This window comes from Chitinophaga sp. OAE865 (genome assembly GCF_040546735.1).
Classification (GTDB): domain Bacteria; phylum Bacteroidota; class Bacteroidia; order Chitinophagales; family Chitinophagaceae; genus Chitinophaga; species Chitinophaga polysaccharea_A.
Map to the genome: position 1 here is coordinate 4016991 of NZ_JBEPOF010000001.1, position 22508 is coordinate 4039498.

Here is a 22508-nt window from a genome sequence, read left to right on the forward strand (position 1 = left end):
CCGTCCTTTTACCAATAGCTTATAAAGATAAGCGCCGTGCGCTATTCTGTTGCTTTTTGGATAGCGCTGATGCGGATGGCTTTTTCTCCTTTACAGAACGGGATACTGCATATGGTTACCTGGTTACAGGAGCCGTTCCATATAAAATCGACCTCCCCCGAAACCAGGACGCCAATAATTTCATGGGTATTCATACTGAAAACCGGGGAGCCGGAATTACCCTGGAACGCATCCAGCGAGGTGAAAAAGTACTGGGGATGGTTGTTCTCCTTCACACCGGCATTGAGCGCAACTTTTACCGGGAGGCCGCAAGGGTGGCCGATCATATATACTTCTTCACCGGTAACCGGTTCCCTTGCCGCGAGAGGCAGCAGTCGCCTGTCGGTAGGTTTGTTTAACGTAAAAACGGCAATGTCCAGCGCATCATCTTTAAAGGTGATCTGCTCCGGGTAGTAGAGGTTCTGGATGGGGATGAGGGTTTCATAAGCGCCTACTTCATTCTCCATCTCAAAGCCAAAAATAATGGCGTAATGGTCGATAGGCTCGCTGAATACATGACCGGCGGTCATCATCCTTGGCTGATCGCCCTGGATGAGGAAAGCGGTGCCTTCTCCGGCAACGGGTTGTTTAACGAAGGCCTGGCCGGGGCATAACTTGTATTTATTCCCCAGGGTAAGACTGGTATTTATACGAAAGAAACTATCTGTTACTGCTTCGAGGTTTTCTTTGCGGATAACCAGTCCCACGGAGGCGGCGTTGAACAGTATACGCCGGTCCTGTTCATAGAGCACATCCAGCTGGAAAAGCTCTATGCGGCTGTCGAACTGCGTGGGGCCTTTTAACCGGGGGCGCCGGGTTTCAGCGGCGGAGGGATATAGACGCTTAATGTCTGTTGCTTCCCTGGGTGTGGGAAGCGGTATCGCCGGCTGTCCGGGTTTCTCAAACACGTCGTCGGGATGCAGACTTTTTATCTGATCCAACTGCTCCAACTGTAGCTGCTGTAACTGCTGTTCCTGTTGTGCCGCTGCTTCCACCTGTTTGCTTTCCTGCACGGATAGTTTGGCTGCCGCCTCCTGCCATTGCTTTATGGCATCCAATTGCTGCTGCTGGTAAGGTTGCTCCTTTATATGCCTGAGCTTCTCGAGTTCCCTTTGAATGGTTGATTGCGTGTTTGTTTTGAAGTTGTTGCTTTTGGCTTTAAAGTCATACATCATCTTCTCCACTTTGGCAGCCGCGGAATCTGTTTGTGCAGTGCAAACGGTTACCGTCAGCATGCACCACAGTAAAATTAAAGTGCGCTTCATGCTAGTGAGGTCGGGTGTGAAGATTGAGTAAGGGAAGATCCATTACTATACCCAGACTCAGGCGATAAGAGTCATAATTTCTGTAATTATCCTTATCCTCGATTGCTCTTAGCTGGGGCCCATATTGGGCGCCACCATAAAGAGATAAAGGAGTATTGGGAAATCCGTAAACAAAGTACAGGCCGGGAGCCAGTATATTTTTGAAGCTGAATTCCGGGAGCATGTCGGTAGCCTTACTGCTGTCTAACCTTAACCTTGTTACCGCGCCTATGTCTATAATAGAAAGGAATAATCCTAATGAGCCTTCATTGCGGCTTCCCCAGGAAAGACTAAGCCCAACAGGAGCTGTAAAGCCTGTACTGAATGAATTGCCTTTTTCCGGTGTTATTTCATAGGAGCCTAAAAGCCCGGGATAGCTGTTCAGTGAAAAATTATACCTGGCTTTCCGTTTGATAGCGTAGCTGCCCGCGGGCAATACAAATGCTTCTATGGCTGTTTCCACATCTCCGGCATCTTTTGCTTCGGCCATGTCATTTACAAAATGAATGAGCGATACTACGTGTGAGTTCAGCTGGGGATTTGTTTGTTGCGGTATGGAGGCCAGTCCCCGGCGGATAGCGGCTTCCATGTTTTGCTGTGCAGCATCCAGGTTTTTCCTGGCACTGTTATCTGTAAAGTAACCAAACAATGCAGTTACATAATTATTGATACTGGCAATAATAACGTCCTTTTCGGAAGGGAGTATCAGCGGGATTTCCGGCTTCCCGGCTGTTCCTTCAATTTTCAGGTTGGCCATCTGCGTATTGAGGTGGTCGATCGAAGATTTGATGTTTGTATTGGCATAATAGGAAACAACGAGTTCCTGGGAAGTCTTTATTCGAGCTGATCAGCGCAATTACCCTTTTCAGACTGTCGTTTCGCACAATAGTCTTCACTGCAGATCCCTGCTCACATACCGCGATAAACTCGTTCAGCGGATCATTCAGCGCCGTTCCGCTATAGTTTACACGGTAGTAAAGTTTTATTTTATTCAGTTCTGATGCAACAATGATGAGCGATTCCCTGAGCTTCTCCCTGGCAGGAATACTTTTTACATGCTTGCCGGTTGATACGCCGGTGGTATCTTTAAAACAGCGGACTACTTCCGACCAGTGGGCAGCAGCGGGGCTGTAAGCGCTATTGGATAAGCTTTGCGCCAGTGTATTGACCCCCGATACCTTATTCCTGCTCACCAATGGGGCGGTAACTTCCAATGCCTTCAGCAAGGCAGTGGTATACTTTTTCTGTTGAATGTCGTACACCACTTCATTGGTGGTATTCGCAACGGAAAAATAAGGATACATTAAATGGTATAACTGTAACTCCGAACGGTCTGATTTTACAAAGTCCAGCAGTGTATCAGCAGCATGCGTAGCATCTTCGGAAAAATCAATGATACTCTTTACAAAATTATATATTGTATCAGCTCCCGGTTTTTGACCTGCTTTACTTGCTTTACGCAATTCTGTAGCGTTATTGAAAACTTTTTCAGCATTCTGTACAGTGCGTGTAACTATCTCCCTGATAAATTCGATGTTGGTGGCGTTGATACCTGCATTAACTATCTTCTTGTTATAGGATTCGCTGAAAGTAATGGTCTGTTTATCGCTGTTAAGGAATTTTATGTTGTAATATTTCAGATCCTGCTGGTAAATAAACCCGGCATATAATGAATAGAATATACTTTCCTGGGCATAGGTGGTCAGGAACTCTGTGCCGGCAAATCTTTTTTCGCCATTGTCTACCACCACCAGGCTTCGTGCCAATAACCCGGTAAGACTAACGCCATTGGCTATATTAAATTGAACAGGTTGGTTAACATTTCCTTTCCACCGGTTAATATTCCGGCTGCTTTCAAGAATAGTAAAGTAATCTACCGGTGTTTTTACTTTAGAAATTTGCGGGATCAGCTGCAGCGCTTCAAAAGCAAAATCAAGATCGGGATATTGCAGCAGCAAACGTTCTACCCGCGGCGTATTGCGCAGGTTGCCTGCATTGTCAAGTATATGACTGAGGTCATCTTCAATATATTGTTTTATTTCATTGGGGAAATTTGTCACCTGGTCGGCCTTAAAGCCTAACAGGTAATTGCTTGTTTTCGGAAGCAGTATTTTAAGGTCTGTCAGAGGATCATTGGGATCGGGATTCCGGAGCCATTGCTTTACACGGTCAATGGCATACGTGGTTAATTCTTCTTTCAGCCGCTTTGCTATAAATCGTCCCAGGCCATCAATGATGGTTTCAAAACCAAGATTGCCACCCAGGAAAGGAATGCTTTTCTGAATATCGGCAGCTGCATTGGCGGAGGCATTTATATCAATCTTCCCTTTTTGAAGGGAGTTATATTTCACAATAAACTTCCCGATAACGGTATCAACCAGTTTATTTTTACTGTAAGCAGTTTTAACAGCTGCCAGCTCCATTAAATCGATATTGGTTCTCTGCTCATTTACAGAGCTCACTATTTTCTCAAGTTTATCTGAGAGCTCTGAGATCTGGTGTGTATCCTTATCGTTGGAAGATATATAACTGTCGAAGTTCCTTTTCGCCACTGTCAGCGAATCATGCGACTTTTTCAACCTGTTTTTGGCCGCATCGAATCCCGTAGCGGAGATATCTGGCAATTCACTGTCCTGCAGATACGATTTAAAAATAGCCAGCACCTGTGTCCTGTCCCGGCTGATCTCATCTTCCCGTTGTGCGGGTTCAATGGCGTTGTAATTTTTCTTCAGCAGATCCGTAAGCACTGCCGCGTGCCCGGCCACCGGCGCATCTTTTTGTGCGTAGGTAAAAAGAGGGAACAGCACCATCAGCAGTGCCGGCAGAAAGAAATAATATTTCATACGTAAGGGTTGATATAAAAGCTATAGTTCAGGGTAAAACGAATCAGTTAAATTGAGTAATCTCCCCGGTCAGGCCTTTGCCCGCGGAGATAATGAAAACAGGGAAAATATGTTTCTTAAAATATTCATTACAAAATACGTAAAAGGACTGCATTACAGTATAGGTTGATACATCAATCATGGGGGCAGACGGTGCTCTCTCCGACAGTTATCTGTTTTTAACCGCTGCATTCAGCGCGCTGTCTAAAAATATAAAAAAATCAATCATAATGCAATTAAATCTTTTCGCTGCAGACATCACAACAAATCAGTTTTTTACTACTTTTAGCCGCTAATCAACCAATTACTGCCCGGGAGGCAGGTCTCGGAACATGCAAGAAAATTTGAATACGGAGCGGCAATGGCTGGAGCGGTTAGCCGGGGGAGAGGAGTCGGCGTTCAGGCTTTTGTTTGACCGTTATCACCCTTTTATTTATTCTTTCGCACTCAGGATGACAGCCTCCGACACGATCGCCAAAGATGTGGTACAGGACGTGCTGATCAGGATCTGGATAAACCGCCGGTCGCTGCATAGCATCGATAACCTGTCTGCCTATATCAACAGGATGACCCGCAACCAGGTGCTTAACGGGATGAAGCGGCGGGCGCATGAGGAGAGCCTTATCAGGGAGCTGTATCCCTCCCGGGAAAGCCATAACCCTACCGAAGAAGCGGCGCTGGGCAAAGAGCTGGAACAACTGTTGTACAAGGCCGTAGCTCAGTTACCGGCACAGCAACAGAAAGTATATCGCATGAGCCGTATAGAAGGGCTTAAACACGACGATATCGCTCAACGGTTAAACATCTCCAGGGAAACTGTCAAAAAGCATATGATGGCCGCACTCAGGTCAGTAAAACAATACCTGCTGGAAAACGGTAATGCCATTGGCCTGCTGGCGATCTGCCTGCTGGAAGCCCGCCGCTGAATATTTTTTTTTACTCAACTACCCCTCTTTTCTCTCCCGGTTGTCAGTAGTGTAAATAGGACCACTTTATCTTACAAACCACCAATATGCAAAGAGCAAGATGGAAATATTTGCTGCACCGGTCTTATGAGCAGACCGCCTCCCCGGAAGAACAGGCGGAGTTAATGGCTGCTTTAAGGGAAGGCGGACCGGATGAAGCAATACTGGATGAACTAATAGCCAGACACCGCACTGATGTTGCATTGCCCGGTACAGAGGCAGATGCGCTTTATCATCAGATCCTGGCGCAGCTGCCAGCCGCGGAACCGGTAAGGCAATTGCCTTACCGCAAATGGTGGTGGGTGGCGGCAGTGGCGGCTGGCCTGTTATTCCCCGGTGGCGCCGCTTATTTTATGAACCATCAAAAACGGCCGTCATCACAGTATGCCATAAAAGCGGATGTACCTCCGGGTACCAATAGGGCGGTGCTTACGCTGGCAGATGGTACACAGGTAGCGCTTGACAGCAGCGGCAGGCAGGTGATACAACAGGGAAATACCGCCGTAAGGCAGCAGAACGGAGAGCTGCGGTATGAGGTAAAAAACGGCAGCAGTGAAGTGAGTTATAATGTACTTACTACTCCACGTGGGGGACAGTTCAGGTTAGTGCTTCCGGATAATTCTGCAGTATGGCTGAATGCTGCTTCCTCTATCCGTTATCCTACCGCCTTTGCCGGTAAAGAGCGTTTGGTAACCGTTACCGGAGAAGCCTACTTTGAAGTGGCGCCGGTGCCAGGGCAACCATTCCGTGTAAGCCTGCCGGCAGGCGTTTCTGTAGAAGTACTGGGAACGCACTTTAACGTGAATGCTTATACGGAGGAAAACAGTATCAGGGCTACGCTTATCAGCGGGAAGGTGCAGGTGCTGAGAGGCAATGATAAAATATTGCTGCAGCCGGGGCAGCAGGTGCAGGCAGATCCCCGTGCAGCAGGTATAGTGGTAACTCCGCTGTTACCTGCGGGAGTGTCGCAGGTAACAGCGTGGAAGAATGGCATTTTTGATTTTGAGAAGATGGACCTGGAGCAGGTACTGCAACAGGTAGCACGCTGGTATGATGTGGAGGTGATCTACAAAGGGCCCGTGCCACACCGCCTCTTTGGAGGACAGCTATCGAGAAGTCTACGTCTCTCCGATATTGTAGAGGTAATGCGCATGATGAAAGTAAATGTACACATAGAAGAAGGAAAACGGCTGGTGGTACAGTCGCTATAACAACAACCAATACAGACGAAAGCCGCCCCGGGGGCAACCGGAGCGGCAGGTAGCCTGGTTATTTAAATAGCAAAGTCTGGGTAAGACTCATTATTAATCAACCATTAACTATTGCAAAAGTATGCAAATTTATGCGCTTTGTAAGGGCCATCCCATGCCTGGCCCTTCGGGAAGTTCCAAAAAATCAACCAGTGGAACCACAACCAGTTTCCTGGCTAAAATCATCCGGGTTATGCGATTCACCGCTTATCTCCTGTTAGTTTGCTGTTTGCACGTATCCGCCAAAGTGGTATCGCAAACAATGACGCTGAATGCTAATAACATTCCTTTGAACCAGGTTTTTTCAGAGATCCGGAAACAAACCGGCTACCTCGTTTTCTACGACCTGGAGCTGATCAAAGCTACCCCGCCGGTATCTGTGGCGGTGAAAGATATCCCGTTGGAAGCCTTTCTCACGGGGGTGTTGAAAGACCGCCCACTGGTATACACCATCCGGGATAAGAATATTATTGTCCGGGAGAAGGAAACAATACCGGCAGCCGCTCCGGAGCAGGGCCCCACTGTTGGGACCATCATTGCTTCCGATGGCACGCCATTGCCCGGCGCCAACATCCGGGTGAAAGGAACCTCAGATTATGTAAGCACCGATGCCTCGGGTAAGTTCTCCATAAAAGCCGGACCCGGCGAAACATTGCTGATCACCTTTATCGGGTTCCAGTCGAGGGAGGTGATAGTGCCGCCTGCAGGAGCCTTGATGCGCATTGTGCTGGAAGCTTCCGTAAGCGCGCTCGATGAAAAAGTAGTACAGGCCTATGGCTTCACCTCCAAACGTATGGCTACCGGCAACATCGACAGGGTAACGGGTAAAGAACTGAACCAGGCGCCGGTATCCAATGTACTGGCGGCATTACAGGGCAGAACGCCAGGCGTGGTCATTACACAAACCACGGGCGTGCCCGGCGCAGGCTTTAAAGTGGAGATCCGGGGCCGTACTCAGGTAGACAGATACAACAGCGCCAGCAATGAGCCCCTTTTTATACTGGACGGAATTCCGCTGGCGGCAAATAACGCCAACATCAACCTGCTGCAATCTGCTATCTCCGCATACAGCAGTACCGGCCTTAGTCCCATCAACAGTATCAATATGTCGGATATTGAAAGTATAGAGATATTGAAAGATGCAGACGCCACTGCTATTTACGGCAGCCGCGGGGCAAATGGCGTGGTGCTCATTACTACCCGCCGGGGCAGGGCAGGCGCCACCCGTTTTAATATCAATGTTACTTCCGGTGGCAGCCGGGCAAAGCTGCCAAACCTTCTCAGCACAAAAGACTATGTGGCCATGCGCAACGAAGCATTCGCCAACGATAACAAGGTTAAAACCGTTTCAAATGCATACGATCTGCTGGTATGGGATACCACGCGTGATAACAACCTGCCCAGGCAACTGATTGGAGGTACTGCCACCACTACCAACGCCCAGGCTTCTGTTTCCGGTGGTTCTGAACTGGTGCAATACCTTGCAGGCGGAGGCTATTACAGGGAAACAGATGTTTATCCCGGCAAGTTCCCTAATACCAGGGCTTCAGGGCAGTTAAGCGTGAACACCCGTTCCGCTGACCGTAAATTCAATGGCGCCTTCCGCGCAAATTATTCTTCCAGTAAAAACACCACCAGCAGCAGGGACCTGGCAGGTTCTGTTACCCTGCCGCCCAATTATGCGCTTTATGATTCGGCCGGGGGACTGATGTGGAATGAAAAAGGCATCACTATGGATAACCCGCTCGCCTATATGCTGCAGAAATATACTGCTACCACAGAAAGCCTGATGGCCGATGCGCTGGTGTCTTACCTCGTGGCACCGGGACTTACCATCCGCAGTAGTATCGGCTATAACAACATGACGGTGAATGAACTGAGCCTGGTACCTAAAACCGCGCAGAATCCCCAAACACAGGACCTCACAGGGAGGGCCAGCTTTGGCAATAACAGTTTTAAAAGCTGGATAGTGGAACCGCAGGCGGAATACGCCACAACTTTTGGGAAAAGCCGGCTGGATATCCTTGCAGGGGCCACTTACCAGAGCCAGCAGAACAATGGCTACAGCTTTACCGTGAAAGGATATACCAGCGATGAATTCCTGGGATCAATGGTGGGTATACCTGCCAATGCTTTTATAAGTCCCTCCAGCATTTCAAGTGAATATAAATACCAGGCATTCTTTGGCCGTGTTAATTATAATTATGATGATAAATATATCCTGAATTTTTCCGGCAGGAGAGATGGCTCCAGCCGTTTTGGGCCTAATTACCGCTTTTCCAGTTTTGGTGCTGTGGGCGGTGCATGGCTCATTTCCAGTGAACCATTCATGCAGGCACTCCCGGTAGTCAGCTTTGCTAAATTGCGCGCCAGTTATGGTATCACCGGTAACGATAAGATCGGTGATTATAAATACCTGGATGCTTATACTTCCTATGTCTTTTATCCCACGTATGGCAATCAAACTGCTTTTACTCCTTCCGCCTTATTTAAGCCTGACCTGCACTGGGAAAAGAACCTCAAACTGGAAGTAGCACTGGAAACCGGTTTTCTGAAAGACAGGTTCCTGTTCTCTGCCGCCTGGTACCGTAACCGCTCCAGCGATCCGCTGGTACAATATCCATTGCCGGGTATCACCGGGTTCAGTACTATTACTGCCAATCTTGCCGGCGTGCTGGTACAGAACAAGGGATTTGAATTCACGTTTACCAGCAATAATATCCGCACCAAAAACTTTGAATGGGTTACTCATTTCAATCTTACTGTTCCTGATAATAAATTGCTGCGTTTCGATGGACTGGACCAAACCTCCTATGCTTCATCTTACCAGATAGGCAGATCACTGAACCTGGTGTACATTGCCAAATACACCGGCATTGACCCAAACACCGGTTTGTATACTGTTGAAGATCTTAACAAGAACGGTACCTTCCAGGTTACTGCCAACACCTCCGGTGGTGATCTGCAACCGGTGTTTGACACGGATCCGCAATACTATGGCGGTATGACCAACACCATCCGTTTTAAACGCATCACGCTCGACTTCCTTTTACAGTTTACCAAACAGATGGGTGTAAACTGGATGTCGTATATGACTTCCGGGTTTACGAATGTACCTGCCGGTGGTATGCAGAACCTTCCCTATGCAGCGATGGATACCTGGAAACACCCGGGCGATGATGCTGCTTTCCAGAAACTGATAACGGCCAACAGTGGGGCGTCTAACTCCCTTTCCGGTTGGAACGCCGCCTACTATTCTGATCTCCGTTATGGCAATGCGTCTTTCCTGCGACTAAAAAATATTTCTCTTTCCTATGAGCTGCCCTCAGCATGGCTGAAGAAGGCAAAGATCAGCAGTTTAAGGGTATACGGTCTTGCCCAGAACCTGCTTACCTGGACGCCCATGAAGGTAGTAGATCCTGAAACGGCATGGCTGAACAGGCTGCCGCCCTTACGTACCATCACTGCGGGTGTGCAGGTAGGTTTCTAATTATTTTAACAGCGAATAACATGAACATGAATTCTTCCTATAAATTTTTACTGGCCGCACTGATGTTGGGAGCTTCCTGCAATAAATTTGTAGACGTAGCGCTTCCGAACAGCCAGATAAGTACAGCTGCCGCTTTTGCAGATGATGAAAAAGCGAACTCCTCGATGCGTGGTATTTACGCCAGCACCCAGAATGTATGGGGCAACGGCCCTTTCAGTGGCGTGCTCTCTTCGTGCCTGGGGCTTGCCTCCGATGAACTGAGATCCGTTTCCTATAACGACGATAACCAGGCATTCGCAGATAATAATCTCACCGCTGCTTCCAGTGGCGTAAGCACCATCTGGTCAGGTTTGTATAACACGCTGTACCAGGTAAATGTATTGCTGGAAAATGTAAAAGCAGCACCCGGTGTAAGCGCCCCGGTGAAACAGCAGTTGCTTGGAGAGGCACATTTCCTCCGTGCTTATTGTTATTTCTACCTGGTGAATTCATTTGGTGATGTGCCTATGCCGGTAACTTCCGACTACCGCGTGAATGCGTTGCTGCCACGCACTTCGGCCGACAAGGTATACGAGCTTATACTGAGCGACCTGGCCTATGCACAGGAGAATGCAGGCGCGGCATATATAGATGCAGGTAAACGGATCCGCGCCAACAAGTGGACCGCCACCGCTTTGATGGCCAGGGTACAGCTATACCGTAAAAACTGGGCGGAAGCTGAAAAGCAGGCTACGGCTGTAATAGGAGCGGGCCCTTATGCTATGGATTCACTGAATAATGTGTTCCTGCTTACATCAAAAGAAGCGATCTTCCAGTTTGCCAATGCAGGCACTAATAACTACACCATGGAAGGCAGCCGGATGACCGGCAATATCACTAATCCCAATTACCGTTTCACCACCTGGCTGAGGGCAGCATTTGAAACCGGGGATCAGCGGCTTACTGCATGGACGGTAAAAGCCTCCAACGGAGATACAGCTTATTATAAGTATAAAGCGGTGAACAACGGCACCACAGAAGCAGTAGTGATGTTCCGCCTGGCAGAGCAGTACCTGATACGCGCAGAAGCCAGGGCACAGCAGAACAACCTGGCTGGCGCTATTGCCGATATGGATGTAATACGTAAACGCGCAGGTATTTCCCTGGTGGCGGATATAAACCCGGGCATCGCGAAAGATGCGTTGTTACAAATGATCTATAAGGAAAGGATGACAGAGCTGTTTGGTGAACAGGGACACCGCTGGTTTGATGTGAAACGCACCGGCCAGGCGGATGTTTTGTATAGCGCCCGGAAAACGCGGTGGCGTAAAGAGGCTATTCTGCTGCCCATTCCTTTGAGCGACAGGCAAAAGAATCCGAATCTTACACAGAACGAAGGTTATGAGTAATCAAATAAAAAAACATCTCATGAAAAATATTCTAAGCGCTTTAGTATTATTCCCCGGTTTTGCAATGGCCCAGCAACACGCCTTTCACCTGAAAGGAGAAGTGAAGGAATGGAAAGGAAGAGATACTGTACTTATCCATTATTTAATAGATAATAAACAAATGGTGGATTCTACGGTGGCAATAAATGGACGGTTTGAATTTAAAGGACATATCATCCAGCCGGCATTAACATATATTTCCCTGCAAAAGCCCATTAAACCAACAGAGATCCGCGATAACTACCGCTTCTACCTGGAAGAGGGTAATATAGTACTTCGTGCAAGAGATTCGCTTCGCAACAGCGTCATCACTTCCGGGAAAGTGAATGCCGACTACCGGGAGCTGGAAACGGTGATCGCACCTTTGCTCAAACGCCTGATAGCCATCAGGTCAGAAGCAATGGCCACCCCGCCGGAGCAACGTAAAACGCCTGCATTTGCAGCGCTCGAAAAGGAGTACCGTGCCTGCATGGATTCCATGGAAGCCGTACGTATCCGGTTTGTTAAGGCGCATCCGTCTTCATTTATTTCCCTTGAAGCACTGAATATGATAGCCGGTAGCACTATGCAGTTCCAGAAAACGGCGCCGCTGTTTGAGAAGCTGTCGCCCTCAGTGAAACAAACGCCATTGGGAAAAGATTTTGCCAGCCGGCTGGAAACGGCAAAAAAAACACTTACCGGCGTAGTAATGCCTTCTTTTACATCGCTGGATACCGCGCGTAAAGAAGTGCATCTGAAAGAAGTGGTGCAGCAGGCGAAAGTAACGCTGGTCGATTTCTGGGCCAGCTGGTGCTCGCCCTGCCGCGCCGAAAACCCTAATGTGGTGAAAGCATTTAACGCCTTCCATGAAAAAGGCTTTGATATTATCAGCGTATCACTGGATGATAATGCCGATCGCTGGAAAGCCGCTATCATCAAAGATGGCATGCCCTGGCATCATGTTTCCGGTTTACAAAAATGGGATGAACCGGTAGCAAAGTTTTTTGGTATACAGGGGATTCCGGATAATTTCCTGCTCGATGAACAGGGAAGGATCATTGCACGTGGATTGAAAGGAGCGGAGCTGTATAATAAAATTGAAGAACTGCTGGCAAAGAAGTAGGATTTTTTAAGAGAAGAGGGTGTACCGGAAATGGTACACCCTTTTTTAACTACGTATATACAATACGTTACCCCTCCCTACATTTATAATATGAACGATGTAGTTAACTCTTTTCAAGTAGCTTTTTTACACAAACGTGTTATTGAAGCTGAGTGTCTTGTGGCAAATTAGAGTCGTTTAAGTGGAAACCCACTATTTTTTGTTTGTCCTTATTACATCTATTCGAGATTTTTCAAATGCTGTACCATGAAATATTTGCTGTTAATGCTTTTTTCATCAAATACCATCACCCACGCCTATGCCCTCCAGGCCTGCCTTCGGCATGCCCGCCCCGCGGCATACCCTCCCGTCCGCCAAAACCACCATTCCCACGCGGTCTGTTCTGAAAAGCCGGATGCTCCCCGTGAACATTCTGCTGCATGGCTATTGGCCGGTGTGCCTGTTGAACAGAAGGTGTTGCATGGGATACCTGGTTGTTCTGTATTGTCCTGTTGGCACCATTGTTATTAAAATGTTGCGCCGCAGGATTATACGCCGCAGGCCTGCCATGATTCACTGCCGCCAGCTGATTCCTGTCCCTGCTCATCATCTGTTGATGGCTGGTTTGCATGGCTGTTGCCTGCTGATGATGTTCGTGCATGGCTAATAATTCCTGCTGGTTAGGTCGTGCATTAACGCCACCGGCGCCGTTAAAACTGCTGCGGTTAGTTACCCTGGTGTTATTAACAACGGTGTTGTTAACGTAGGTGTTATGGACAATGGTGGTGTTCACATTATTAACAGCGGAGTTATATTGGAATCTGCCGCCACTCCATCTGCCGCCCACGTATCCGGAGCCGCTATAACCATAGCCATAGTTGATGCCTCCGTAAAACCCGATATGAGGGCCCCAGTAACCGGGATGAAAGCCGTATACACCTCCTTCAAAGCCCCAATAGGCGGGCGTCCATAAAAAGCCCACCTGTGGTGGCCGTACCCATACGCCCGGTACCCAGTAATAGCCGTTGGGGCCATAGGCCCAGTAGCCTGGTGTCCAGATATATCCATCTGCCGGGCAAGGCGGTTGGGTATAAACGGGTAATGGAGGAGGTGCGCTATGTACGGAGATGCCCACGCTTAAACTAACCTGGGCATATGTGGTGGTCGAGGTTAAGAATGTGATGATAAGGCCGGCCAAACAAAATTTTCCTATCGCTTTCATATATTTATGGTTTTTCCTTTTTGTTTGACCTTAAAACAGATAGAAAGGTTTAAAACAGGGAAGAAGCTGTTTTGTTAAACCGTGACCGGTTATATTGGAAAGGAACAGGAGATATAAAATTGTACTCCCCATATCATCCGCAACATTGCCGCACTCCCCATCATTGATCACCACCTGCAAAAGTCACCACATTTTTATCTAGCCTGAAAATAGCCGCCGGTAAAATCTTCCTCCCCAATGGCGGTATCCTCATTTTCAGGTGTCATTGTAACAGAGATAGCACCTTGTCCCCTGTAGCATACAACCCGGCTGATTTGTAAAAGGACGCTTTTACATAAGCGGAGCTGTGTGCCCCGTAAGGACAATACCTATCCCGGTTATGAAGCTGAAATGCAGGCTGCCTGCCCTGATCCACGTTGGAACAGGCGGCGTGCTGATTACCTAACTCAAATATGGCACACGTATGTGTTTTACCAATCTTGACTACACCTTCCGCGCACGGAAACCACACCGCAGAAGTAAAAGTGGTATCATCCTTTTCGTACTTGTATTTTTTGCTATGCTGTCTGCAAAAGCAGCAGTGGTGGATACGCTGATCACAGGGCATGTACTGGACCCGGAAAATAAACCGCTGCCTGGTGCTTCGGTTTCTATAAAAAGTACACCCACTAAAGGAGTGAAAACGGCGGTAGATGGTAGTTACAGCATCTCCGCCGCTGCTACGGATATACTGGTAGTTTCTTTTATCGGCTACGGCCGCCAGGAAGTGCCGGTGAATGGCCGCCGGGAAATAGAGATCGTTTTGCAGAGCCAGTCTACCAGCCTGGAAAGCGTTGTGGTGGTAGGTTACGGCACACAGAAAAAAGGAGAAGTTACAGGCGCCATTTCATCGGTGAATGAAAACGACCTGAAAGACCAGGCAGCAGCAAGCTTGCAGCAATCACTGCAGGGAAAATCTGCCGGGATCCAGATAACGCAGAATTCCGGCTCTCCCGGGAAAAATGCAACGGTAAGGGTACGCGGACTTACCTCTATCAATAATTCAGATGTGCTTTATGTGGTGGACGGCGTTCCGCTTACGGCCAACGGCATCAATGCTATTGATCCATCCAGCATCGCATCTGTACAAATATTAAAAGATGCTTCCTCCCAGGCAATTTATGGATCAAGAGGCGCAAACGGCGTGGTGTTGATTGAAACGAAAAAAGGCAATAGGAACGCATCGCATATTTATGTAGACGCTTATGCCGGCGTACAGCAGGCGAGAAAAAAACTGGACATGCTGAACGGGCAGGACTTTATCATGCTGAATTCCGAAGCATTTAAAAATGCAGGCCAAACTTCACCATGGACAAATCCATCACAATATACCATAAACACCGACTGGCAGGATGCCATGTTCCGGTCGGCCCCCGTGCAAAGCTACAACCTGGCTTTTGCAGGCGGCAGCGATAAGCTCACCTATCGCCTCAGTGGAAATTATTTCGACCAGGACGGCATCATCATCGGGTCTTCGTATAAAAGAAGCAGCTTCTCGCTGAACACTACTTTTAAGCCCAATAAATATATTGAAGCAGGAGAGAACCTGTCCATCGCCAAAAGTAAGCAATACCTGGTGGGTGAAGGCGCTACCAGCCGGGTAGACCTGCTCTCGGCCATCAGCATGGACCCTACGGTGCCGCTGAAAAATGAACAGGGGAACTATGTGCCTTCAAGGTTCTCTGATATCATGAACCCATTGGCAAGTATTGAGTACATCTCTATGAACCATCCGTTGAATACCTGGTCGGTGGTGGGAAGCACTTACCTGCTGCTGAAACCTGTTAAAGGGCTTTCACTTAAATCCAACCTGGGTATCGATCTCAGCTTTTCAGACGATAAGGCTTTTACGCCTACCTACTATGTATCGGCAGCGCAGAATAATCCCATCACCAGTCTTTCCCAAACAAAGGCAACAGGCCTGAGCTGGACATGGGACAATACCGCTACCTATGAAACGACGATCGCAGAAGATCATGAACTGAAAGTACTGGCAGGGATCTCTGCACAGCAGTACAGTTACGAATTTATCAGGGGCAGCAACCAGGGCCAGCCTGGGAACGATTCCTACCTGCAATACCTCGATGCCGGTACATCCAATCCAACAGTAGGTGGTACGCTTGTTCGCTGGAGTTTGTTATCTTATTTAGGAAGATTGAATTATAACTACAAACAGAAGTACTTCCTCACTGCTACTATCCGGCGCGATGGATCTTCTAAATTCGGCGCAAATAATAAGTATGGTAATTTTCCCTCCGCCTCGGTGGGATGGGCGCTGGGTAAGGAGAATTTCCTGAGCAACAGGGGCCAGCTCAGCGCGCTGATGCTCCGGGCCAGCTGGGGTATCGTAGGTAATCAATCCAGTGCAGGATACTACGATTTTTCATCTACCATTAATAACTATAACTACGCATTCGGTAACGGCGCTTTCCTCACCGCGGAACCGGCCGGATTAGGTAATCCCAACCTGAAATGGGAACAGGTGCGCCAATGGGACCTGGGCCTCGACTTTAAAGTATTTGAAGGCCTCACCGGAACTATCGACTACTACAACAAGAAAACCAATAACATGCTGCTGCGTATCCCTATCCTGTTTGAAAGCGGTTTCTCTACCGGCCCACTTACGAATGTAGCGGCGATGGCTAACTCGGGCTTCGAATTCCAGCTGGATTACAGCCACCACTTTAACAAAGACCTACGCATTAATATAGGCGCCAATTTATCTACCCTGCATAACGAAGTGCTGAGCCTGGAAAATGAAGGCGCACAAATATTCAACAGCCCGAATATGACCAGGGCCGGTCACCGCGTGGCGGAGTTCTACGGGTATGTGTTCGACGGTATTTTTCAGAACCAGGCAGAGATCAGCAATCATGCTGCTCAGCCCAATGCAGTGCCTGGAGACATCCGCTTTAAAGACCTGAATAATGATAAGGTAATTAATGATCTTGATCAAACCTTCCTGGGCTCGCCCATTCCCAATATCCAGTATGGATTTAATGTAGGCGCCAACTACAAAGGCTTTGATCTGAACCTGGCATTCTTTGGTGTGAGCGGCAACAAAATTTATCAGTCTTACAAATACAACACCAACGGTTTCTTTATTTCCAACTATAATATGGAACAGGAAACCCTGGGCAGATGGCATGGGGAAGGCACCAGCACTACTATCCCCAGGCTTACCGCCAACGACCGCAACTTTAATTCCAGGGCATCCAGCTATTACCTTACAAACGGCGCTTATTTGAGACTGCGCAATATCACCCTCGGGTATAATTTACCGGATAAATTAATGGAACGCTGGCATCTCAGTGGTATGCGCGTGTTTTTAACCGGGCAAAACCTGATAACGTTCACCCACTACGATGGCTACGATCCTGAAATAGGCATCACCTTCGGTGGAAATGCCGGCACCCTCAACCTGGGCCAGGACCAGGTAAATTACCCACAACCCAAAACTATCATGGCGGGTATCAATCTCACTTTATAATGACTACTGGTATGAAATATTTATTGTTACTGATCATTACAACAGCAGGTCTTGCAGGATGTTCCAAATTTTTGGAAGAAGATCCTACCGCACATCTTTCCACAGCTACTTATTACAAAACAGCAGCAGATGCCGAAGCAGCGGTAAATGCCGTGTATGCAGCTGCCAGGCCGCAAAACTTTTTCGCATTGGAAACCCGTATCGTAGTAGGCGATGTAATGTCTGATGATGCAGAGAAAGGGGGAGGAGGCGCTTCCGATGTAGCGGAAATACAGCAGCTGAAATTGTTTACCGCCAAGCCGGACAACAGCTATGTACAGGATGCATGGCAATATAATTATCATGGCGTATACCTTGCCAATGTAGTGCTGGATAAAGTACCGGCTATCGCGATGAACGCAGCGGATAAAGAAAATATCCTGGCGCAGGCGCGCTTCTGGCGTGCATATTTTTACCTGCAACTGGTGCAGCTGTTTGGCAATGTGCCGCTTGTTACAATGCCGCTGGCTACAGGTGAATATAACCAGCCACAGGTGCCGGAAGCACAGGTATGGGCACAGATTGAAAAGGATGCCGATAGCGCCATGCAGGTGCTGCCAAAGCAATCAGAGCTGACTGCTGATAAAAACGGTAAAGCCACCTCGGGTGCTGCAAAAGCTTTGCTGATGTACGCATATATGTGGCAGAAAAAGTGGACCGATGCCCAACGGCTCGGGGAAGAAATTATAAATTCAGGAGAGTATTCCCTGGCCCCTGATTATGCAAAAATATTTACTACGGCAGGTGAATTCGGAACAGGTTCCATTTTTGAAATCAATATGGCAAATATCCCCGGCAAGGGAGTGGGCTCCAACATCAATCTCTGGATTAATGCAAGAAACACATGGGGCTATGGTTTTGTAGTGCCATCGTCAGGCCTGGTGAAAACCTATGAGCGGGGCGATCCCAGGCTGAAAGCCACGGTGATTGCCAACAACGATGTACTGCCGGATGGTACTATTGCCAATACTACTTCCAGTCAGACAGGATACTATAATAAACGTTACTGGCTGCCGCCAAATGAGATTCCTTTCAATGCGGGTGGCAGCGTTGCCGATGGCCCTACCAATGAGCGGATCTTCCGTTTGGCTGTTGTAATGCTGTGGACGGCGGAAGCAGCCTTTCATAACGGGAATAAGGCGAGGGCCCTGGAGCTGGTGAACCTGGTACGGCAGCGGGCCCGTAAAAGTGGAGGAAATACCGATATGACGGTATTGCCAGACCTCACTACCATTACTCTTGATAATATTTATCATGAGATGCGCGTGGAATCTGCCCTGGGCGAGCACCTGCGCTTCAATGAACTGGTAAGAACAGGCAAGGCCGCAGCTACTTTGCCCGGCTATGTGGAAGGCACAAATAATCATCTGCCCATTCCCCTGCGTGAAATACAACTCAGTAACGGGCTGCTCAAACAGAATCAGGGATATTGATCCTTTTTGTTTTTAAGAAGAGAAATCATGCGTATAAAAAGATATAGTATTTTATGTTACCTCCTGCTGGTACTGTGCCGCGTTGCGGTGGCACAGTACCAGCCACTTCAGCTGGCCAGCGTGTTGCAGGATGATATGGTGATCCAGCAGAACAAACCTTTTAAAGTATGGGGCCGGGCCAATGCCGGCAGCATCGTGTCGGTTACCGGTAGCTGGAATAACCGCACCATACAGGTAAAAGCAGACAGCAGCCAGCATTTCATGGCAATACTGGATGTTCCTGCCGTGAAACCCGGTGATTTCAGCAGTTACCGGCTTACTGTCAGCAGCGGCGGAACCAGCCTCGTACTGGATCATCTTCTGATCGGTGAAGTTTGGTTATGCAGCGGGCAGAGTAACATGCAGTTTGCTATGAAGGAGGAATTGAACCATGAGCAGGAGATCCCGCTGGCAGCATTGCCCAACATCCGTTTATTTAACACCGGGTTAAATTTCAGTAATGAACCTGTTGATACTGTTAGTGGGAGATGGAAAATCTGTAGTCCCGCAGCAGTAAAGGAATTCAGCGCGGTGGCCTATTATTTTGGCAAAGAACTTTTTGAAAAATTACAGGTGCCGGTTGGCATCATATTCACCGGTATAGGAGCTTCCGGCGCGCAGGCATATGTGCCCCGCGATGTACTCGCTTCAGATCCGCTGCTGGATTCGGTATACCTGCAACCTTATCTACGGAGCCCAAAATCGGCCGAAAAGATCAATGCAGGATTTACCTTTGAAAAAGTGATGCGCCCATACCTGTTATACAACGCCATGATCCATCCGTTCAGGCATTTGTCTGTACGCGGTTTTTGCTGGTACCAGGGGGAAGCCAACCACATGGAGCGGAACAGCTATATCCATCTTACCCAAACGCTGATAAAAAGCTGGAGAAAGCAATTTGCGCAGGGGGAACTGCCTTTTTATTACGTGCAGATAGCCCCATTCTTCCATGATAAGGAAAATCCCGAACTGGCATTCGACGCCTTCTTCCGGGAGGCACAGGAAAAAGTTGCCACACTGAATAATACGGCCATGGTGCTAACCATGGATGTAGGCGAAGCGAAAGACCTGCATCCGAAGAATAAAAAGCCCATAGGGCACAGGTTGGCCTGTACAGCCCTGAACCGCGCTTATGGCCGGCTGCAGATCGACTACCAGGGCCCGGCCTTTCATCATGTAACCTTTGAAAAAGCCAAAGCAGTGGTGCACTTCGATCCCCGGAGCCTGGCCGGTGGCTTAAAAACAAATAACGGGCAGCCCCCGGCCTTTTTTATGCTGGCGGGCAGCGACCAGCGATTTTATCCCGCTGCTGCCGCTATTTCAGGAGAAACAGTGGTGCTTCACGCCGCCAGGGTAAAACACCCGGTGGCAGTGAGGTATGCTTTCTTCAACTACCCGGTCACCAACCTGGAAAACGGAAAAGGATTTCCGGCACTGCCTTTCAGAACGGATAACTGGGAGGAGAAGTAAAAGCAATTGTGTTTTATCAAAGAGAATACAGGTTTCCGGAGCAGGCGTTGTTGTGTAGGCCAATTACAGGACTAAAAAGTTCTTATGTAAAGTAAAATCAGGATTATCTGGGGTCCTGAGTGCATGCACTAAGCATTGGAAGAGTATCATGAGTGCGCACGACTGTATAGAGAGTGTATGGTGAGTGTATGGTGAGTACTACACATAGACAAGTCCTAAGTATCTGTGAAGTATGCGATAAATAACTGATCCCATAACGCAAGAGAGACCGTCCGGAATGGTGGTCTCTCTTGTACTATATAACAACCAGGGAAGTAATTGGTTGATTATTAATTAATAGCGATTGTGGGCTGATGATCTGTTTTGAAGTAACTTTATCCCCAAACCACCCAAATGATCTTTCACTTTAAATCAAAATTCCCGCAGCTGAGCGTCTTCTGGGACAAATACCTGGAATTCCAGACCCGCCTGGAGCTTCCGGCAAAATCAGTATTGCTGGAAGAAGGAAAGGTATCCCAAAACTATATCTTCATAGAAAAAGGCTGTGTCCGGCTGTTCTTTAATAATAACGGTATAGATAAAACCATACAATTCTTTTTTGAGAACGAGGGACTCAGCTCACTTGAAAGCTTTATCAATAACACCCCCAGCTTTTTTACCATTGAAACCATCGAGCCTTCGGTGGTGTACCTGCTTCCAAAGATGTATGTGAACCAGCTGATCGAGGAGCTGTCAAAGCAGCCCGACTTTCCCAAAATGATGATGCAGATGTTCATAATGCGGCAAACACATTATGTTGGTGAGCTGGTTTCATTTATACGCGATTCCCCTGAACAACGTTATAAAAACCTCCTCGCGCAGCGGCCGCATATTATCCGCCGGGTCCCCCAGCACTATATCGCCTCTTACCTGGGTGTTACAAAAGTGCACCTGAGCCGGATCAAAAGTAAGATCGCCAAAGGAAAGCCGCACTTCTGAAACTTGATAACATATGTTATCGCCGGTGAAATTTACGGCTGCTAATTTTGCCTTGTTAAAAATACAGGCAAATGAAATTACAAAGAACAATTTACCGGATTACCCTTGGTTTGTTTCATTGCACACCTGGCCCCGGGCGGATCCCTGCGCCGGTCGCTGGCCTTATTACTCATTTCTTACTTCATTTATCACAAATTACAACACTTAAAAGCTAACGCATGAAAGCAGCAGTAATGTACCCGCATAACGAAATACCACAGTACGTGGATATGCCGGAGCCAACAATACAGAACGATAACGAAATATTGGTCGCGGTAAAAGCCGTAGCGATCAAACATTTCGACAAAGGGCGGGCCACAGGAAAGCATTACTCCGCCAGTGCACCACAGGAGAACGGCCGTATTATTGGCGGCGATGGAGTATGCCTGCTGGATAACGGCGTCAGGGTATACGCGGTGGGTGCAGACGGTATGCTGGCGGAGAAAGCAGTGGTGGAAAAAGACCGTATCGTAAAAGTGCCGGATGGATTGAGCGATGCTGTAGCCGCTGCATTGCCCAATGCTGTTTTCGGCGCTGCAATGGCACTGAAGTTCAAAGCAGGGATTCAGCCGGGAGATGTAGTGCTGATCAATGGCGCAACAGGCTTTACAGGCCGTGTGGCCGTACAGATAGCCAAATATTATGGCGCAAAAAAAATAATCGTAACAGGAAGGAACCAGTCGTCGTTAGAAGAGTTGTTGTTACTCGGCGCTGATGAAATAATTTCCCTTAAACAGCACGACGAAGCATTTACCACTGCATTGAAACAAAGTCATAAGGCCACACCGGTGGATATTGTAATTGATTATTTATGGGGACATTCAGCGGAGATGATCCTCTCCTGCCTGAAAGGAGATGGCGCATGGACCAATTTCATCCGATTCGTTTCCGTAGGAAGTATGTCCGGCGATCTCATACAATTATCTTCCGCCATCCTGAGGAGCTTGAATATACAGCTCAGCGGCTCAGGGTTGGGCGCATGGACGAAAGGCCAGGTAAAAGAACTGCTTACAGTTATTTTACCGGAGATGTTTATGCTGGCTGCCGAAGGAAAGCTGACCGTTAAAACAGTGGAGATGGATATCCATCACATCGCGGAATTGTGGGAGGCAGATGTGGCAAACGGAGAGCGTATAGTGGTAACCATTTAGTATGTAAATTATGGGGGCATCAAAACAAAAGAAGAGGTGCATAGCCCCCGGGGTATAGAAACACTGATGTCCACTGGCCCGGAGGGAATGAGAAATGCTTTAAGAACCAACAACAGGTTCAGAAATATGCCAGGAAATATCTCCGAAGGAGATAAAAAATATTTCAGCGT

At 48.1% G+C, this 22508-nt stretch carries 14 protein-coding genes; 10 read left to right on the plus strand and 4 right to left on the minus strand.

Annotated elements, in window-relative coordinates; all coding sequences use genetic code 11:
* Positions 1-41 precede the first annotated feature (41 nt).
* The 3 genes from ABIE50_RS16395 to ABIE50_RS16405 are packed head-to-tail and all read right to left on the minus strand — an operon-like array spanning position 42 to position 4186.
* Positions 42-1304, minus strand: a complete 1263-nt coding sequence (locus ABIE50_RS16395) for a trypsin-like serine peptidase (RefSeq protein WP_209857305.1) — start codon at positions 1302-1304, stop codon at positions 42-44.
* A 1-nt stretch (position 1305) separates the two neighbouring features.
* The gene (locus ABIE50_RS16400) at positions 1306-2100 is read right to left on the minus strand and encodes a hypothetical protein (RefSeq protein ID WP_209857307.1); all 795 of its coding nucleotides are present in this window, start codon (positions 2098-2100) and stop codon (positions 1306-1308) included.
* Complete coding sequence (locus ABIE50_RS16405) at positions 2081-4186, minus strand: hypothetical protein (protein ID WP_209857316.1); 2106 nt, start codon at positions 4184-4186, stop codon at positions 2081-2083. The genes ABIE50_RS16400 and ABIE50_RS16405 overlap by 20 nt, the downstream gene beginning before the upstream one ends.
* A gap of 371 nt (positions 4187-4557) precedes the next feature.
* Between ABIE50_RS16405 and ABIE50_RS16410 the strand changes: the two genes are divergently transcribed.
* The 5 genes from ABIE50_RS16410 (at position 4558) to ABIE50_RS16430 (ending at position 12459) form a co-directional block, all read left to right on the plus strand.
* Positions 4558-5151, plus strand: a complete 594-nt coding sequence (locus ABIE50_RS16410) for an RNA polymerase sigma factor (protein ID WP_209857323.1) — start codon at positions 4558-4560, stop codon at positions 5149-5151.
* Between the two features lie 86 nt (positions 5152-5237).
* Complete coding sequence (locus tag ABIE50_RS16415; protein WP_209857325.1) at positions 5238-6401, plus strand: FecR family protein; 1164 nt, start codon at positions 5238-5240, stop codon at positions 6399-6401.
* 232 nt (positions 6402-6633) lie between these two features.
* Entirely contained in the window at positions 6634-9930 is a 3297-nt protein-coding gene (locus tag ABIE50_RS16420; protein WP_209857333.1) for a SusC/RagA family TonB-linked outer membrane protein, read from the plus strand.
* 20 nt (positions 9931-9950) lie between these two features.
* Positions 9951-11318, plus strand: coding sequence for a RagB/SusD family nutrient uptake outer membrane protein (locus ABIE50_RS16425; protein WP_209857335.1), 1368 nt, complete (start codon positions 9951-9953; stop codon positions 11316-11318).
* Positions 11319-11337: 19 nt separating this feature from the next.
* Positions 11338-12459 carry a redoxin family protein gene (locus ABIE50_RS16430; protein ID WP_209857337.1) on the plus strand — a complete coding sequence of 374 codons (1122 nt, stop codon included), beginning with the start codon at positions 11338-11340 and terminating at the stop codon, positions 12457-12459.
* 286 nt (positions 12460-12745) lie between these two features.
* On the opposite strand, the gene ABIE50_RS16435 is transcribed toward ABIE50_RS16430, so the two are convergent.
* Positions 12746-13660 (minus strand): YXWGXW repeat-containing protein, encoded by a 915-nt coding sequence (locus ABIE50_RS16435; protein WP_209857339.1) that lies wholly within the window; start codon positions 13658-13660, stop codon positions 12746-12748.
* 463 nt (positions 13661-14123) lie between these two features.
* On the opposite strand from ABIE50_RS16435, the gene ABIE50_RS16440 reads away from it, so the two are divergent.
* From ABIE50_RS16440 to ABIE50_RS16460, 5 genes are all read left to right on the plus strand, one after another.
* The gene (locus ABIE50_RS16440) at positions 14124-17189 is read left to right on the plus strand and encodes a SusC/RagA family TonB-linked outer membrane protein (RefSeq protein WP_209857341.1); all 3066 of its coding nucleotides are present in this window, start codon (positions 14124-14126) and stop codon (positions 17187-17189) included.
* An 11-nt stretch (positions 17190-17200) separates the two neighbouring features.
* Positions 17201-18661 carry a RagB/SusD family nutrient uptake outer membrane protein gene (locus ABIE50_RS16445; RefSeq protein WP_209857351.1) on the plus strand — a complete coding sequence of 487 codons (1461 nt, stop codon included), beginning with the start codon at positions 17201-17203 and terminating at the stop codon, positions 18659-18661.
* A gap of 27 nt (positions 18662-18688) precedes the next feature.
* Positions 18689-20170, plus strand: coding sequence for a sialate O-acetylesterase (locus tag ABIE50_RS16450; RefSeq protein WP_209857353.1), 1482 nt, complete (start codon positions 18689-18691; stop codon positions 20168-20170).
* 393 nt (positions 20171-20563) lie between these two features.
* On the plus strand, positions 20564-21148 hold the full coding sequence (locus ABIE50_RS16455) for a Crp/Fnr family transcriptional regulator (RefSeq protein WP_142686672.1): 585 nt from the start codon (positions 20564-20566) through the stop codon (positions 21146-21148).
* 218 nt (positions 21149-21366) lie between these two features.
* Complete coding sequence (locus ABIE50_RS16460) at positions 21367-22338, plus strand: quinone oxidoreductase family protein (protein WP_209857355.1); 972 nt, start codon at positions 21367-21369, stop codon at positions 22336-22338.
* Positions 22339-22508: the final 170 nt, after the last annotated feature.

What these genes read in the sequence shown, in the direction of transcription:
- ABIE50_RS16415 (WP_209857325.1), top strand. Translation starts at nt 5,238, where the DNA reads ATGCAAAGAGCAAGATGGAAATATTTGCTGCACCGGTCTTATGAGCAG.
- ABIE50_RS16450 (WP_209857353.1), top strand. Translation starts at nt 18,689, where the DNA reads ATGCGTATAAAAAGATATAGTATTTTATGTTACCTCCTGCTGGTACTG.
- ABIE50_RS16420 (WP_209857333.1), top strand. Translation starts at nt 6,634, where the DNA reads ATGCGATTCACCGCTTATCTCCTGTTAGTTTGCTGTTTGCACGTATCC.
- ABIE50_RS16460 (WP_209857355.1), top strand. Translation starts at nt 21,367, where the DNA reads ATGAAAGCAGCAGTAATGTACCCGCATAACGAAATACCACAGTACGTG.
- ABIE50_RS16430 (WP_209857337.1), top strand. Translation starts at nt 11,338, where the DNA reads ATGAAAAATATTCTAAGCGCTTTAGTATTATTCCCCGGTTTTGCAATG.
- ABIE50_RS16410 (WP_209857323.1), top strand. Translation starts at nt 4,558, where the DNA reads ATGCAAGAAAATTTGAATACGGAGCGGCAATGGCTGGAGCGGTTAGCC.
- ABIE50_RS16440 (WP_209857341.1), top strand. Translation starts at nt 14,124, where the DNA reads ATGTGTTTTACCAATCTTGACTACACCTTCCGCGCACGGAAACCACAC.
- ABIE50_RS16435 (WP_209857339.1), bottom strand. Translation starts at nt 13,660, where the DNA reads ATGAAAGCGATAGGAAAATTTTGTTTGGCCGGCCTTATCATCACATTC.
- ABIE50_RS16400 (WP_209857307.1), bottom strand. Translation starts at nt 2,100, where the DNA reads ATGGCCAACCTGAAAATTGAAGGAACAGCCGGGAAGCCGGAAATCCCG.
- ABIE50_RS16405 (WP_209857316.1), bottom strand. Translation starts at nt 4,186, where the DNA reads ATGAAATATTATTTCTTTCTGCCGGCACTGCTGATGGTGCTGTTCCCT.
- ABIE50_RS16455 (WP_142686672.1), top strand. Translation starts at nt 20,564, where the DNA reads ATGATCTTTCACTTTAAATCAAAATTCCCGCAGCTGAGCGTCTTCTGG.
- ABIE50_RS16425 (WP_209857335.1), top strand. Translation starts at nt 9,951, where the DNA reads ATGAACATGAATTCTTCCTATAAATTTTTACTGGCCGCACTGATGTTG.
- ABIE50_RS16445 (WP_209857351.1), top strand. Translation starts at nt 17,201, where the DNA reads ATGAAATATTTATTGTTACTGATCATTACAACAGCAGGTCTTGCAGGA.
- ABIE50_RS16395 (WP_209857305.1), bottom strand. Translation starts at nt 1,304, where the DNA reads ATGAAGCGCACTTTAATTTTACTGTGGTGCATGCTGACGGTAACCGTT.